Here is a 13,062-nt window from a genome sequence, read left to right as displayed (position 1 = left end):
ATTAGTCTTCGGTGGCGGGCGGCTTCAGAGCGCGCGCACCACCCACTGCGTGTCGACGCGGACCAGTTCACGGTCGCAGTCGAATTCGTCGCCTTCGTGCTCATGCCCCGGCAGCATGCACACGACCGTCTCGCCGAGCTCGCGCAGGCGGCGGATCGCCGCGCGCAGGCCGCTGCCGTCCTCGCCGCCGTCCTGCGCATCACCGCTCCAGGGCGCACGCACGGCCGCCCGCAGCGGGCTGGTCGGGCTCAGGCTCACCAGCGTCTTCAGATCGAGGCTGAAGCCCACCGCCGGACGGCGCCGGCCGAACACCGCGCCGACCTCGTCGTAGCGGCCGCCGCGCAGCACCGCATCGCTGCTGCCGCTGGCATAGAGCGCGAAGCGGGTGCCGCTGTAATAGGCATAGCCACGCAGATCGGCCAGGTCGAAGCCCAGCCGCACCTGCGGATGCGTCTGCTGCAGGTGCTTGGCCAGCCACTGCAGATCATCGAGCGCGGCCTCTATGGTCGCGTTCTTCGGCAACTGCCGGCGCGCCTGCTCGAGCACCTCGATGCCGCCGAACAGGCTGGGCAGGGCCAGCAGCCCCTCCCGCTGGGCCTCGGGCAGATCGACGGTCAGTTGGGCCAACTCGGCCACGTCCTTGCTGGCCAGCGCGGCGATGATCGCGTCCAGCGCCGCCGGCGCCAGCTTCACATCACCGAGCACGCCCTGCACCAGGCGCGCATCGCCGAGGTCCAGGGTGATCTCGGCCAGGCCCGCGCGGCGCACCGCATCCAGCGCCATCTCCTGCACCTCGAGGTCCGCCTCGAGGCCGGCATGGCCGTAGATCTCGACGCCGAACTGCAGCGGCTCGCGCGTCGCATGCAGGCCGTCGGGCCGCGTGTGCAGCACCGGGCCGCAGTAGCACAGCCGCGTCACGCCGCGGCGGTTCAAGAGATGCGCGTCGATGCGGGCGACCTGCGGCGTCGTGTCGGCGCGCAGGCCCAGCGAGCGGCCCGACAACTGGTCCACCAGCTTGAAGGTCTTCAGATCCAGCGCATGGCCGGTGCCCGAGAGCAGCGAATCCAGATGCTCCAGCAGCGGCGGCATGACCAGCTCGCAGCCATAGGTGCGCGCCATGTCCAGCAACTCGCGGCGCAGTTCTTCGATGCGGCGCGCCTGGGACGGCAGGACGTCGGCGATGTGCTCGGGCAGCAGCCAAGCAGAGGACATGGGTTTGAGGCGGGCGGTTAAAAACGGCATTGTACCGGGCTTGCCGCCCGGCCCAAGCCCGCAGATGAGCGACCGGCTTGCCAGCTTCCTCAGTTCAGGAACAGGAACAGCATCAGCAGGCCGGCCAGCATGCTGGACAGACCGACGAAGCGGATCTGCCCATCGCTCATCGCCAGCACGCGGGCGAAGACCTGGCGCCACAGCGTCGGGCTCAGAAAGGGCAGGAGCCCTTCGAGCACCAGCATCAGCGCCATCGCGCCCAGCAGCATGTCCGACACGCCGTGCCGCCCGTCTGCTGCTTACTTGCCGCCGCGAGCTGGCGCCGGCGCGGCCGCACCGCCGCTGCCGCGCATGGCCTTGAAAAAGTCATTGGCCGGGTCGACCACCATCACGTCGGACTTCTTGTTCCAGCTCGCGCGATAGGCCTCCAGCGAGCGGTAGAACTGCGCGAACTGGGGGTCGCGGCCGAACGATTCGGCATAGAGGGCCGAGGCCTTGGCATCGCCCTCGCCCTTGATCTTCTGCGCCTCGCGATAGGCCTCGGCGACGATCACCTGGCGCTGGCGATCGGCGTCGGCGCGGATCTTCTCGCCGTCGGCGGCGCCGGTCGAGCGCAGCTCGTTGGCGACGCGCTTGCGCTCCGATTCCATGCGGCGGTAGACCGAGTCGGTGATATTGGCCGAGAAGTCCACCCGCTTGATCCGCACATCGATGATCTCGATGCCGAACTGCTTGGCCTCGTCCTCGAGGCGCTTGCGCACATCGGACATCACCTTGTCCCGCTCGGTGGCCAGCACGGCCAGCACGGTGCGCTTGGTCACCTCCTCGTTGAAGGCGGCCTGCACGACCGGGCTCAGGCGGTTCTCGACATTGCGCATGTTCACGCCGCTGTTGCGGATGAACTGGCGCGGCTCGGCGATGCGCCACTTGACCAGCCAGTCGATCACCAGGCTCTTCTTCTCGGCGGTGAAGATCGGGCGCGACTCGGGGCTGTCCAGCGTCTGCACGCGGCGGTCGAGCATGACGACGTTCTGCAGCGGCGGCGGCAGCTTGAACTTCAGGCCCGGCTCGGTGATCACTTCCTTGATCTCGCCCAGCGCATAGACGACGGCGAAGCGGCGCTGGTCGACGATGAAGAGCATCGAGCTGGCCAGCATGAAGGCGATCAGCGCGCCGGCGACGATCATGACAATACGGTTCATCGTGCTGACTCCCGCTCAGCGGCCCTCGCGGTCGCGGCCACGCAGGCCGTCGCGCGAGCGCATATCGTTGTTGTTGGCCTGGGCCGGCGGCTCGGCGGAGGCGGCCGGCACCGGCGGCGAGGCGGTCACGCTGCTGCCGCCGGCCTGCTGCATCAGCTTGTCCAGCGGCAGGTAAAGCAGGTTCGAGCCGTTGCGGCTGTCGACCATCACCTTGCTGACGTTGGAATAGACCTGCTGCATGGTGTCGATGTAGAGCCGGTCGCGCGTCACGGCAGGCGCCTTCTGGTACTCGGCCAGCACGCTCTTGAAGCGCTGCGCATCGCCGTCGGCCTGGGCGACGACGCTGGCCTTGTAGCCTTCCGCCTCCTCGCGCAGGCGCGCGGCCGTGCCCTGCGCCTTCGGGATCACGTCGTTGGCATAGGCCTGGCCTTCGTTCTTCAGGCGCTCGCGGTCGGCGCCGGCCTTGAAGGCGTCGTCAAAGGCCTGCTGCACCTGCTCGGGCGCCTGCACGTTCTGCACATTGACGTTCTTGATCAGAATGCCGGTCTTCAGGCGGTCCAGCTGCGCCTGCACCGACTTGACCAGTTCGGCGGCGATCGCGTCGCGCTGCTCGTAGAGCACCGAATCCATATTGCTCTTGCCGACGATCTCTCGCACGGCCGATTCGGCCGCCAGCATCACCGCCTCGTCCGGGCTTGCATTCTCGAACAGATAGTCGCGCGCATCCTTCAGCGTGTACTGCACGGTGAAACGGATGTCGACGATGTTCTCGTCCTGGGTCAGCATCGAGGAGTCGCGCAGGCCGGTCGCCTGCACGACCGAGTTGCGGCCAACCTCGACCTGCTGCAGCTGCGTGACGGCGACGATCTCGTTGGCCTGGAAGGGGTAAGGCAGGCGCCACTGGAAGCCGGCGTCCACCGTCTTGCTGTACTTGCCGAAGGAGGTGACGACCGCCTGCTGGCCTTCCTGCACGATGTAGAAGCCGCTGCCCAGCCAGCCCAGCACGACAACGCCGGCGATCAGGCCGGCGCCGATGCCGGCGCTCTTCATATCTGGCTGGAAGTTCTTGTTGCCGTTGTCACCGCCGTTGCCGCCGCTGGGCTTGCCGCCGAACATGCCGGACAGCTTGCGGTTGAAGTCGCGCCACAGCTCGTCCAGATCGGGCGGGCCGTCGTTGCGGCCGTTGCTGTAGATGCGATCCCAGAGGCGCTTGATCGCTCCGCCGGAACGGGGATGGGTATTCATGCTGCTGCTCATGCCTGTGTCGGATGGGTGGCCGCGCGCTCGTCCTCGGCGTGCGGGCCTTGTTGTTCTTCCACCGCGGCCTCGTGCCGGGCGATGCCCCTGGGATCATCTGAGGCGGCTTCGTCGATGTTCAAGGCGGCGGCCTGCATCGCCTGCACCAGCTGCTCGCGCAGCACGTTCAGACCGCTGCCCTCCAGCGCGCTGACGAAGACCCGCGGCGTGCGCACGCCGGTCTTGCCGTTCTCCTGGCGCTCGATCCAGTCCAGCGGCGCGCGCGGCCGCTGGCTCTCGTCGAGCAGATCGGCCTTGTTGTAGACCAGGATCTGCGGGATCTCGGCCGCGCCGATTTCCTCGAGCACGCGCTCAACCTCGGCCATCTGCTCGTCCAGCACCGGCGAGGCCGCGTCGACCACATGCAGCAGCAGATCTGCGTCGGCCGCCTCCTGCAGGGTCGCGCGGAAGGCCTCGACCAGCTTGTGCGGCAGATCGCGGATGAAGCCGACCGTGTCGCTGAGCGACACGCTGGCGCCGGCCTGCTCCAGATAGAGCGAGCGGGTCGTGGTGTCCAGGGTCGCGAACAGCTGGTTGGCCGCGTAGGCGCGCGCCTTCACCAGCGCATTGAAGAGGGTCGACTTGCCGGCATTGGTGTATCCGACCAGCGAGACCTTGAAGACGCCGTTGCGCTCGCGCGCGCGGCGCTGGGTGCCGCGCTGGCGCTGCACCTGCTTCAGCCGCTCCTTGGTCTTCTTGATGCGGTCGTCGATCATGCGGCGGTCCAGCTCGATCTGCGCCTCGCCGGGGCCGCCGCGCATGCCGATGCCGCCGCTCTGGCGCTCCAGGTGGCTCCAGCGCCGCACCAGGCGCGTCGCCAGGTACTGCAGCCGCGCCAGCTCGACCTGCAGCTTGCCCTCGTGGCTCTTCGCGCGGGCGGCGAAGATCTCGAGGATCAGCGCCGTGCGATCGGCCACCGGCACGCCCAGCACGCGCTCCAGATTGCGCTGTTGGGCGGGCGAGATCGCCTGGTCGAACAAGACCGTGTGCGCCTGGTGCGCCTGCACCAGCAGCTTGATCTCGTCGGCCTTGCCCGAGCCGACGAACAGCGCCGCATCGGGCGCCGCGCGCTTGGCGACGATCTTGGCCACCGGCAGGTCGCCGGCCGATTCGGCCAGCAGGGCGAGCTCGTCCAGGGTCGGATCGAAGCTGCCGCTCGGATGGGGATTCGTCGAGGCGCGACCGAAATCGACCCCGACGAGAATTGCGCGCCCCGCCTCGGCGGGCGGCGACGCGGGTGAGGAAGCGGAAGAGGTCAAGGTGTTGCGAGGGGGCCGCTAGCCGTTGTCGCTCAGGCCGCCGCGTCGCCGCTGCCCTCGGCAGCGTGGAAGTTCACCGCACGGCCCGGCACGACGGTCGAGATCGCGTGCTTGTAGACCATTTGCGTGACGGTGTTGCGCAGCAGGACCACGTATTGATCGAAGGACTCGATATGACCTTGCAGCTTGATACCGTTGACCAGATAGATCGAGACGGGCACATGCTCCTTGCGCAGCAGATTCAGGAAGGGATCTTGCAAGAGTTGGCCTTTATTGCTCACGATATGCTCCGTGTTGAGAGAGTTTGTTTTAGAGAAAGCGGGCAGGCAAGTTGCACCTTAACACAGGGAAAGCCCTTGGGTTGGAGGAACTCCAAGCCAAGGGCTTCGCCGAAGGCAAAGCCGGGGCGAGGGCCGAGCTTTGCGGAAAGCCGAGCCCCGAGCAAGCGCGACTCAATCCTTGTCGTCGAAGGGATTCTTCGACGAGCGCATCTCGATGCGCAGCGGCGTGCCGACCAGCTTGTAGTGGGCACGGATGCGGCCTTCCAGATAGCGCTTGTAGGCGTCGGTGACGCCTTCCAGCGAATTGCCGTGCACGATCACGATAGGCGGGTTCATGCCGCCCTGGTGCGCATAGCGCAGCTTTGGGCGGAAATGGCCGACCTTCTTGGGCGTCTGGTGCTCGACCGCTTCCTGGATCAGCCGGGTCAGCACCGGCGTCGTCATCTTCTTGTAGGCCGAGCTGTAGGCATCGGCCAGCGCCCCCCACAGCGGGCCCAGACCCTGGCGCTTCAGCGCCGAGATATTGTGGATGGGCGCGAACTTCAGGAAGGACAGACGCAGCTCGATCGAGCGCTTCAGCTGCTCGCGCTGGTAGCTGTCGATCGCGTCCCATTTGTTGACGGCCAGCACGACGGCACGGCCGCTGTCGAGTATGTAGCCGGCGATATGGGCGTCCTGGTCCGACACGCCCTGGGTCGCGTCGAGCAGCAGCAGCACCACATTGGCGTCGGCGATCGCCTGCAGCGTCTTGACGACCGAGAACTTCTCGATCGCCTCGAAGACCTTGCCCTTGCGGCGCAGGCCCGCCGTGTCGATCAGCTGGAACTGCTGGCCATTGCGCTCGAAGGGCACCGAGATCGCATCGCGCGTGGTGCCCGGCATGTCGAAGGCGACCAGGCGCTCCTCGCCCAGCCAGGTATTGATCAGCGTGCTCTTGCCGACGTTCGGGCGGCCGGCCACCGCCAGACGGATCACGCCGTCGGGCTCGCCGCCGGCCTCGCCCTGCTCGTCGAACTCGAAGGGCTCCAGCGCCGCCTCGATCAGGCTGCGGATGCCCTGGCCGTGGGCGGCCGAAACCGGGTGCGGCTCGCCCAGGCCCAGCTCGTGGAACTCGCCCAGCAACGGCGACTCGCTCATGCCCTCGGCCTTGTTGACGGCCAGCAGGATGCGCTTGTTGGCGGTGCGCAGATAGCGCGCGATGTCCTGATCCTGCGCCGACAGGCCCAGGCGGATGTCGACGACGAAGACGACCACATCGGCCTCGGCGACGGCCTGGCGGGTCTGCTTGGCCATCTCCTTGACGATGCCGGTCGTGCTGTCGGGCTCGAAGCCGCCGGTGTCGATGACGATGAACTCGCGCTCGCCGAGCCGTCCATCGCCGTAATGGCGGTCGCGCGTCAGGCCGGCGAAATCGGCCACGATCGCGTCGCGGCTCTTGGTCATCCGGTTGAACAGCGTGGACTTGCCCACATTGGGGCGTCCGACCAGGGCGATAACGGGCTTCATACGGCGGGTTTCATCTTCTTGTTCTTGTCGACTCGGGCGGTTGCGCTGCGACGGCCTATTCTGGCTTGATCGCGTAAAGACCGCCATTGCGGGTGGCGACCAGCGCGACGCCGTTCAGCACCAGCGGTGCCGCGACGATGGCCGAGCCGTCGGTCGCCAGGCGGGCGACGGTCTTGCCGCTGTCGCGGGCGACCAGATGCACATAGCCTTCGAAATCGCCGACGAGGACGAACTCGCCGACGGCGGCCGGCGAGCTCAGCTTGCGGTTCTGGAACTGCTCGGCGGTCCAGAAGGTGTCGCCATTGCCGATCTTCCAGGCGGTCAGGCGGTCCGAGCCGTCGGCGCCGTAGATGTACTGCGCATCGCCGCCGATGCCGCGGGTGCCACCGACATTGCGGCTCCAGATCGTGTTGCCCCGCTCGCCGCTGACGCAGCCGACGGCCGACTGGAAGCCGCGCGCGCAAAGCATCTCGCCCTGCCGCACCAGCGGGCCGATCAGATCGGCCAGGCGCTCGACCTCGTTGGTGCCGCGCGGATTGGCCACGCTGGCCTCCCAGCGCACGGTGCCGCGCAGCGGGTCGACGCCCGCCATGCGCGGACCCTGCCCGACGATCAAGGTGTCCTTGTAGACGCCGATGACACCGGCCTGGGCCAGGGTCAGCGCATCGCCGGGGCGGCGCATCTCCCACAGCTTGCGGCCGTCCAGCGCGTCGAAGGCCTGCACCTGGCGGTCCACCGTCAGCACGAAGACGCGCTCGCCGGCCACCAGCGGCGCCGTGTTGACCGGCGTCGGCATGGTCTTGCGCCAGAGCACCTGGCCGGCGTCGATGACGACCAGCTCGTTGCTGCGGGTCACGACGGCGGCGAAGCGACCGTCGCTGCCGACGCCGGCGCTGAGCTTGCCGCCGACCTCGGCGCGCCACAGCGACTGGCCATCGGCCGCGCGCAGCGCCTGCACGACGCCGTCATTGCCGGCGACGATGAACTGCTCGCCGCGCGCGACGAAGCTCAGCGGCGTCTGCAGGCCGTCCACACGGGCGTTCCAGAGCACGCGCGCCTTGCCGGCCGAGACATCGGCCTCCAGCGGCGTCGGCTTGGGCGCGTTCGAGGAGCCGAACAGCGAGCAGGCCGACAGCAGCGAGGCCAGCGTCAGCGCGGCGGCCAGCTTGATGGAGAAGATCTTGTTGGGCATCGTCGTCTTCATCACTTGGCGGCCGCGGTCTTCGGCTCTTCGGTGGCCACGCCCAGCGCGGCCAGCTTGGCCTCGATCAGGCGGCGGTAATCGACCGCCTTGTCCATGGCGGCAAGCGCCTTCTGGTACTCGGCGCGCGCCTGCTCCGGCTTGCCCTGCAGCATGGCCAGATCGCCGCGGCGGTCGGCGACCAGGGCGGCGAAATCGGCCGACTTGATCCCGTCCAGGGTCTTGGCGGCCTCGTCGTACTGCTTGGCGTCGAGTTGCAGGCCGGCCAGGCGCAGGCGGGCCAGCTCGCGGTACTCGTCCTCGCTGCCGTTCTCGGTCACCCAAGCCAGGCTGGCGCGTGCCTTGTCGGCCTGGCCCTTGTCGAACTGCAGCTTGGCCGTCTGCAAGGCGCCCTGGGCGGCATAGCCGGTGCGCGCATAGCGCTCCTTCAGGTCGCCGAAGACGGCGCCGGCCCGGTCGGCGTCGCCGGCCTGGACCGCGCGGTCCAGCTCCTCGTACATCGCCGCGGCCTTGGCGGCCTGGTCACGCTGCCACCAGTTCCAGCCCATCCAGCCGGCATAGGCGGCCAGCACCAGGGTCAGCACCCAGGTGATCAGATTGCCCCACTGCTTCCAGAAAGCCTTCAGCTGATCGAGCTGTTCCTGTTCTTCGAGATCGAGATGCGACGCCATGAGAGATTCGGTTTATTGGGTAAGGTGCGGCAAAGCCGCGATTATGCGTTGAGCAGTTCGACGGCCCAGTCGGCCACTGCGGACAGCGGCCGGGCGACCTGCTCGCCGCCCTCGCCGCCCTTCTCGCCACGCAGGGGCTTGACCGCAACCAGGCCCTGCGCCAGCTCGTCCTCGCCGAAGATCAGCGCCCAGGCGGCGCCGCTGGCGTCGGCCTTCTTGAACTGCGACTTCATGCTCGACTGGCCCGGATGCAGTACCACCTGCACGCCGGCCTCACGCAGCGCCTCCAGCGCCACCATCACCTGCGGCAGGCCCTTGGCCGAGGGCACGATCGCATAGGCATGCGGCACCGGCGGCGCCGGCAGCACGCCGACTTCCTCCAGCAGCAAGAGCATGCGCTCGAAGCCCATGCCGAAGCCGACCGCCGGCGCCGGCTTCCCACCGAGCTGCTCGATCAGACCGTCGTAGCGGCCGCCGCCGCAGATCGTGCCCTGCGCGCCGAGCTTGTCGGTGACCCACTCGAACACGGTCAGGTTGTAGTAGTCGAGGCCGCGCACCAGGCGCGGGTTGATCGTGTAGGCAATGCCGGCCGCGTCGAGGATGGCGCGCACGCCATTGAAGTGCGCCAGCGAGGCCTCGCCCAGGAAGTCCAGCAGCTTGGGCGCCGCATTGGCCATGGCCTGCAGCGCCGGGTTCTTGGTGTCCAGCACGCGCAGCGGGTTGGTGTACATGCGGCGCTGGCTGTCCTCGTCCAGCAGGGCCTTGTGCGCTTCCAGGTGGGCGACCAGCGCCTCGCGGTGCGCGCGGCGCTCGTCCGGCGCACCGAGGCAGTTCAGCTCGAGGCGGAAATGCTCGCCGTCCTTCAGGCCCAGTTCGCGCAGCAGCCGGCTGCCCATCAGGATCACCTCGGCATCGACATCGGGGCCGGCAAAGCCCAGGGCCTCGACGCCCATCTGATGGAACTGGCGGTAGCGGCCCTTCTGCGGCTTCTCGCGGCGGAACATCGCGCCGAAGTAGTAGAGGCGCCGGCCCGAGTCGCGCAGAAAGCTGTGCTCGGTCATCGCGCGCACCACGCCGGCCGTCATCTCGGGGCGCAGCGCCAGATGCTCGGCCTGGCCATGCTTGTCGGCGCGGTCCTCGAAGGCGTACATCTCCTTCTCGACGATGTCGGTCACCTCGCCGATGCCGCGCACGAACAGGGCCGTCGGCTCGACGATGGGCGTGCGCACGTTCTGGTAGCCATAGCGCTGCAGCACGCTGCGCATCTTGGCCTCCAGCCATTCCCAGCGCGCCGATTCCGGCGGCAGGATGTCGTTCATGCCCTTGACGGCCTGCAAGGGCTGCAACTTCTTCTGCTCAGTCATTCAGACGGTGGCGCCGAAGCGCTTCTCGATGTAGTTCTCGACCAGCGCGTGGAACTCGCTGGCGATGTTGTCGCCGCGCAAGGTGACGGCCTTCTGGCCGTCAATGAACACGGGGGCGGCCGGTGCCTCGCCGGTGCCGGGCAGGCTGATGCCGATGTCGGCATGCTTGCTCTCGCCCGGGCCGTTGACGATGCAGCCCATCACGGCGACCTTCATGTTCTCGACGCCCGGGTACTTGCCGCGCCAGATCGGCATCTGCGCGCGCAGGAAGTCGTCGATCTGCTTGGCCAGTTCCTGGAAGGTCGTGCTGGTCGTGCGGCCGCAGCCGGGGCAGGCGGTGACGCTGGGGTTGAAATGGCGCAGGCCCAGCGACTGCAGGATCTCCAGCGCAACGACGACCTCCTGGGTGCGCGACTCGCCGGGCTGCGGCGTCAGGCTCACACGGATCGTGTCGCCGATGCCCTCCTGCGCCAGGATGCCCAGGGCGACGCTGGAGGCCACCGTGCCCTTGGTGCCCATGCCGGCCTCGGTCAGGCCCAGGTGCAGCGCATAGTCGCAGCGCCTGGCCAAGGCGCGGTAGACCGAGATCAGGTCCTGCACGCCGCTGACCTTGCAGCTGATGATGATGTTGTCCGGGTTCATGCCCAGCTCGCGCGCGTACTCGGCCGAGCTCAGCGCCGACTGGATCAGCGCCTGGTACATCACCTGCTGGCCGTCCCAGGGCTCGGCGCGCTGGGCGTTCTCGTCCATCATGGACGCGAGCAGTTCCTGATCCAGGCTGCCCCAGTTGACGCCGATGCGCACGACCTTGTCGTACTTCATCGCCGCCTCGACCATCATCGCGAACTGGCGGTCCTTCTTGTCGCCCTTGCCGACATTGCCCGGATTGATCCGGTACTTGGACAGCGCCTGGGCCATGGCCGGGTGCTCGGTCAGCAGGCGGTGGCCGTTGTAGTGGAAGTCGCCGACCAGGGGCACGTCGATGCCCATGCGGTCCAGCTGCTCGCGGATATGCGGCACGGCCTCGGCCGCCTCCGGCGTGTTGACGGTGATGCGCACCAGCTCCGAGCCGGCGATCGCCAGCTCCTTGACCTGGATCGCCGTGCCGATCACGTCCACCGTGTCGGTGTTCGTCATCGACTGCACGCGCACCGGCGCGTCGCCGCCGATGGTCACCAGTCGCGAGCCCCAGCGAACCTGGGCCTGGCGCGAACGGCGCGGCGCCGGGCTGGCGGCCGCGATCGCTTCTTCAATGCTTGTCTGCGTATCGATCATCGGTACTGCTCGTCGGTTCAGTTCAATTCCAGCCGGGCGACGTTGTCCTTGCTCTGGCCGGCCAGATCGAGCGGCGCGCCGCGCACGCTCAGCTCGGTGCCGGCCACATTGCCTATCGTCACCTTCAGCGGCGGAACGCCCGCCAGTTCCTGCTGCTCGCCGGCGCGCAGCAGGCGCGACAGCAGGGTCTGGCCGCGGGCATCGACGACCTGCACCCAGGAGTCCGCCTTGGCCTTGAAGGACAGCGGCAGCTCGCCCGGCGCGGGCGCCGAGGCCTGGGCCACGAGGGCGGGTACGGCGCCGAGCGGCGCCGCGCTGGCCGCCGCGGGCGGCAGCGTCGGCACGGCGGCGCTCTGCACGGTCTCGCTGGCCGCCGGCAGCGGGGTCGCGGCCACCTCGCTGGCGATCGGAGCCATCGGGGCCGGTGCGGCCACCGGCGTCGCTGCCGTGTCGACCGGCGCCGGCGCGGACAGCCAGTGGGCCGGCAGCAGGTAGACCACCGCGGCGGCAACGAGCAGCAGCAGCGGGCCCCAGACCACCGGGCGCTGCAGCCAGGCCAGCGACGCGCCCTCCTCGCGCCCGCCGCGCTCGCGGTAGGGCTGGTTCAGGCCGCGCGAGACATCGAGCTCGCGCTCGCCGCCGGGCGGCAGCATCAGCATCACCGGCGCCGCGTCGACCTTCAGCGCGCGGCACATCGCCTTGGCCAGCGCGCGGGTGAAGGTGGCATCGGGCAGGTCCTGGTAGCGATCGGCCTCCAACGCCTCCAGCTTGGCCTGCGGCACCTTCAGCAGCGCCGCCAGCGCGGCGATATGCAGGCCGCGCTGCTGGCGCGCGGCGCGCAACCAGGCGCCGGCCGTGCTGGCGGATGCGGCGGCGGCGGCCGGTCGCGCGTCGAGCTCGCTGTCGATGGCTGTCATGCGCTGCTCCCCCTCGTCGTCCTTGTTGTTGTCGTCACTCATCGAAACGCCCCGCATTGAGCGCCTGCGTTTCCGGCGACTGCGCATGCTGCTTGCGCAATTGCTGGGCCAGTTCGTCGACGGCCACGCCATGGCCGAGCTTGCGCTCGATGCGCAGCTCCAGCCACAGGCTTTGCGCATTGCTCTGCTCGGGCTGGGCATTGACGCGGCGGATGTAGAAGCGCGCGCGGTCGAACTGCTTGTTACGGTACAGGGCCTCGGCCAGATTGACGGCCACCGCCGGGCTGGCCGGGTCGTATTCGAAGGCCTTGGCCAGGCTGCGCTCGGCGGCGTCCATGCGGCCGGCGCGCGCCTCGCAGACGCCCTTGGCCAGCAGGGTGCGGGCCGGCGCGCGGTAGCTGGTCTGGGCCAGCGCCTGGTCGAACTGCGCGTCGGCCTCGGGCCAGCGGCGCTGCTGGCACAGCATCCAGCCGTAGTTGTGCAGGGTGTCCGGATCGTTCGGATAGCTGGCCAGCGCGCGGCGGAAGTTCTCCTCCGCCAGCTGGGTCTCGCCCATCGCGGCATAGATCAGGCCGCGCAGATTGATCGCCTCGCGCATATTCGGCTTGGCCTGCAGCGCCAGCTTGACCTCGTCGAGCGCGGTGGTGTACTGGCCGCGTGCGAAATAGCCGGCGGCCAGTTCCATGCGCACGCCGGCGCGGCGGTCGGCATCGGTCTGGTCGGAATCGGTGCGCGGCGCGGCGGCATCGGTGGCACCGCCCCCCTTGCTCGTCGTCGTGCAGGCCGCCAGCGTCAGGGCCGTCAGCGCGGCAAGAGCCCAGCAGCCCAGCAGGGACCACAGGGAACGCTGTTCGGAAACCGACCGGGCTTGTTTCATG

Annotated in this window: 13 protein-coding genes; all 13 read right to left on the bottom strand. The window is 68.7% G+C overall.

Translation table 11 applies throughout. The annotated features are described in order from the left end of the window. Nucleotides 1-24: 24 nt before the first annotated feature. Nucleotides 25-1,212, bottom strand: coding sequence for an ATP phosphoribosyltransferase regulatory subunit (locus tag QWJ38_RS22320; protein WP_290361347.1), 1,188 nt, complete (start codon nt 1,210-1,212; stop codon nt 25-27). Between the two features lie 89 nt (nt 1,213-1,301). Then, nucleotides 1,302-1,490 (bottom strand): DUF2065 domain-containing protein, encoded by a 189-nt coding sequence (locus QWJ38_RS22315; protein WP_290361346.1) that lies wholly within the window; start codon nt 1,488-1,490, stop codon nt 1,302-1,304. 21 nt (nt 1,491-1,511) lie between these two features. After that, nucleotides 1,512-2,414, bottom strand: a complete 903-nt coding sequence (gene hflC / locus QWJ38_RS22310; RefSeq protein WP_290361345.1) for a protease modulator HflC — start codon at nt 2,412-2,414, stop codon at nt 1,512-1,514. 15 nt (nt 2,415-2,429) lie between these two features. Next, nucleotides 2,430-3,659, bottom strand: coding sequence for an FtsH protease activity modulator HflK (gene hflK, locus QWJ38_RS22305; RefSeq protein ID WP_290361344.1), 1,230 nt, complete (start codon nt 3,657-3,659; stop codon nt 2,430-2,432). Nucleotides 3,660-3,667: 8 nt separating this feature from the next. After that, nucleotides 3,668-4,969, bottom strand: coding sequence for a GTPase HflX (hflX, locus tag QWJ38_RS22300; RefSeq protein WP_434064021.1), 1,302 nt, complete (start codon nt 4,967-4,969; stop codon nt 3,668-3,670). A gap of 32 nt (nt 4,970-5,001) precedes the next feature. Next, on the bottom strand, nt 5,002-5,250 hold the full coding sequence (gene hfq / locus QWJ38_RS22295) for an RNA chaperone Hfq (RefSeq protein WP_290361343.1): 249 nt from the start codon (nt 5,248-5,250) through the stop codon (nt 5,002-5,004). Nucleotides 5,251-5,421: 171 nt separating this feature from the next. Continuing rightward, nucleotides 5,422-6,756, bottom strand: coding sequence for a ribosome biogenesis GTPase Der (gene der, locus QWJ38_RS22290; RefSeq protein WP_290361342.1), 1,335 nt, complete (start codon nt 6,754-6,756; stop codon nt 5,422-5,424). A gap of 55 nt (nt 6,757-6,811) precedes the next feature. Continuing rightward, nucleotides 6,812-7,948 (bottom strand): outer membrane protein assembly factor BamB, encoded by a 1,137-nt coding sequence (gene bamB / locus QWJ38_RS22285; RefSeq protein WP_290361341.1) that lies wholly within the window; start codon nt 7,946-7,948, stop codon nt 6,812-6,814. An 11-nt stretch (nt 7,949-7,959) separates the two neighbouring features. Further along, nucleotides 7,960-8,628 (bottom strand): YfgM family protein, encoded by a 669-nt coding sequence (locus QWJ38_RS22280; protein ID WP_290361340.1) that lies wholly within the window; start codon nt 8,626-8,628, stop codon nt 7,960-7,962. 41 nt (nt 8,629-8,669) lie between these two features. Further along, nucleotides 8,670-9,992, bottom strand: coding sequence for a histidine--tRNA ligase (gene hisS, locus QWJ38_RS22275; protein ID WP_290361339.1), 1,323 nt, complete (start codon nt 9,990-9,992; stop codon nt 8,670-8,672). Further along, nucleotides 9,993-11,267: a flavodoxin-dependent (E)-4-hydroxy-3-methylbut-2-enyl-diphosphate synthase gene (gene ispG / locus QWJ38_RS22270; protein WP_290361338.1), complete on the bottom strand. Its 1,275-nt coding sequence runs from the start codon at nt 11,265-11,267 to the stop codon at nt 9,993-9,995. Nucleotides 11,268-11,284: 17 nt separating this feature from the next. Continuing rightward, nucleotides 11,285-12,226, bottom strand: a complete 942-nt coding sequence (locus tag QWJ38_RS22265) for a RodZ domain-containing protein (RefSeq protein WP_290361337.1) — start codon at nt 12,224-12,226, stop codon at nt 11,285-11,287. After that, a complete protein-coding gene (gene pilW, locus QWJ38_RS22260; RefSeq protein ID WP_290361336.1) occupies nt 12,219-13,061 on the bottom strand; it encodes a type IV pilus biogenesis/stability protein PilW in 843 nt (280 codons plus the stop codon). The genes QWJ38_RS22265 and pilW overlap by 8 nt, the downstream gene beginning before the upstream one ends. Nucleotide 13,062 lies beyond the last annotated feature (1 nt).

The sequence above is a fragment of the Roseateles violae genome (genome assembly GCF_030410485.1).
Lineage (GTDB): Bacteria > Pseudomonadota > Gammaproteobacteria > Burkholderiales > Burkholderiaceae_C > Roseateles_D > Roseateles_D violae.
The sequence above is the reverse complement of the archived record's forward strand: the minus strand, read 5'-3'. Positions and strand labels throughout refer to the sequence as shown.

Excerpts from the sequence above, each read along its gene's own strand:
- bamB (WP_290361341.1), bottom strand. The coding sequence starts at position 7,948 with ATGCCCAACAAGATCTTCTCCATCAAGCTGGCCGCCGCGCTGACGCTG.
- QWJ38_RS22265 (WP_290361337.1), bottom strand. The coding sequence starts at position 12,226 with ATGAGTGACGACAACAACAAGGACGACGAGGGGGAGCAGCGCATGACA.
- hflK (WP_290361344.1), bottom strand. The coding sequence starts at position 3,659 with ATGAATACCCATCCCCGTTCCGGCGGAGCGATCAAGCGCCTCTGGGAT.
- hisS (WP_290361339.1), bottom strand. The coding sequence starts at position 9,992 with ATGACTGAGCAGAAGAAGTTGCAGCCCTTGCAGGCCGTCAAGGGCATG.
- hflC (WP_290361345.1), bottom strand. The coding sequence starts at position 2,414 with ATGAACCGTATTGTCATGATCGTCGCCGGCGCGCTGATCGCCTTCATG.
- QWJ38_RS22320 (WP_290361347.1), bottom strand. The coding sequence starts at position 1,212 with ATGTCCTCTGCTTGGCTGCTGCCCGAGCACATCGCCGACGTCCTGCCG.
- ispG (WP_290361338.1), bottom strand. The coding sequence starts at position 11,267 with ATGATCGATACGCAGACAAGCATTGAAGAAGCGATCGCGGCCGCCAGC.
- QWJ38_RS22280 (WP_290361340.1), bottom strand. The coding sequence starts at position 8,628 with ATGGCGTCGCATCTCGATCTCGAAGAACAGGAACAGCTCGATCAGCTG.
- pilW (WP_290361336.1), bottom strand. The coding sequence starts at position 13,061 with ATGAAACAAGCCCGGTCGGTTTCCGAACAGCGTTCCCTGTGGTCCCTG.
- der (WP_290361342.1), bottom strand. The coding sequence starts at position 6,756 with ATGAAGCCCGTTATCGCCCTGGTCGGACGCCCCAATGTGGGCAAGTCC.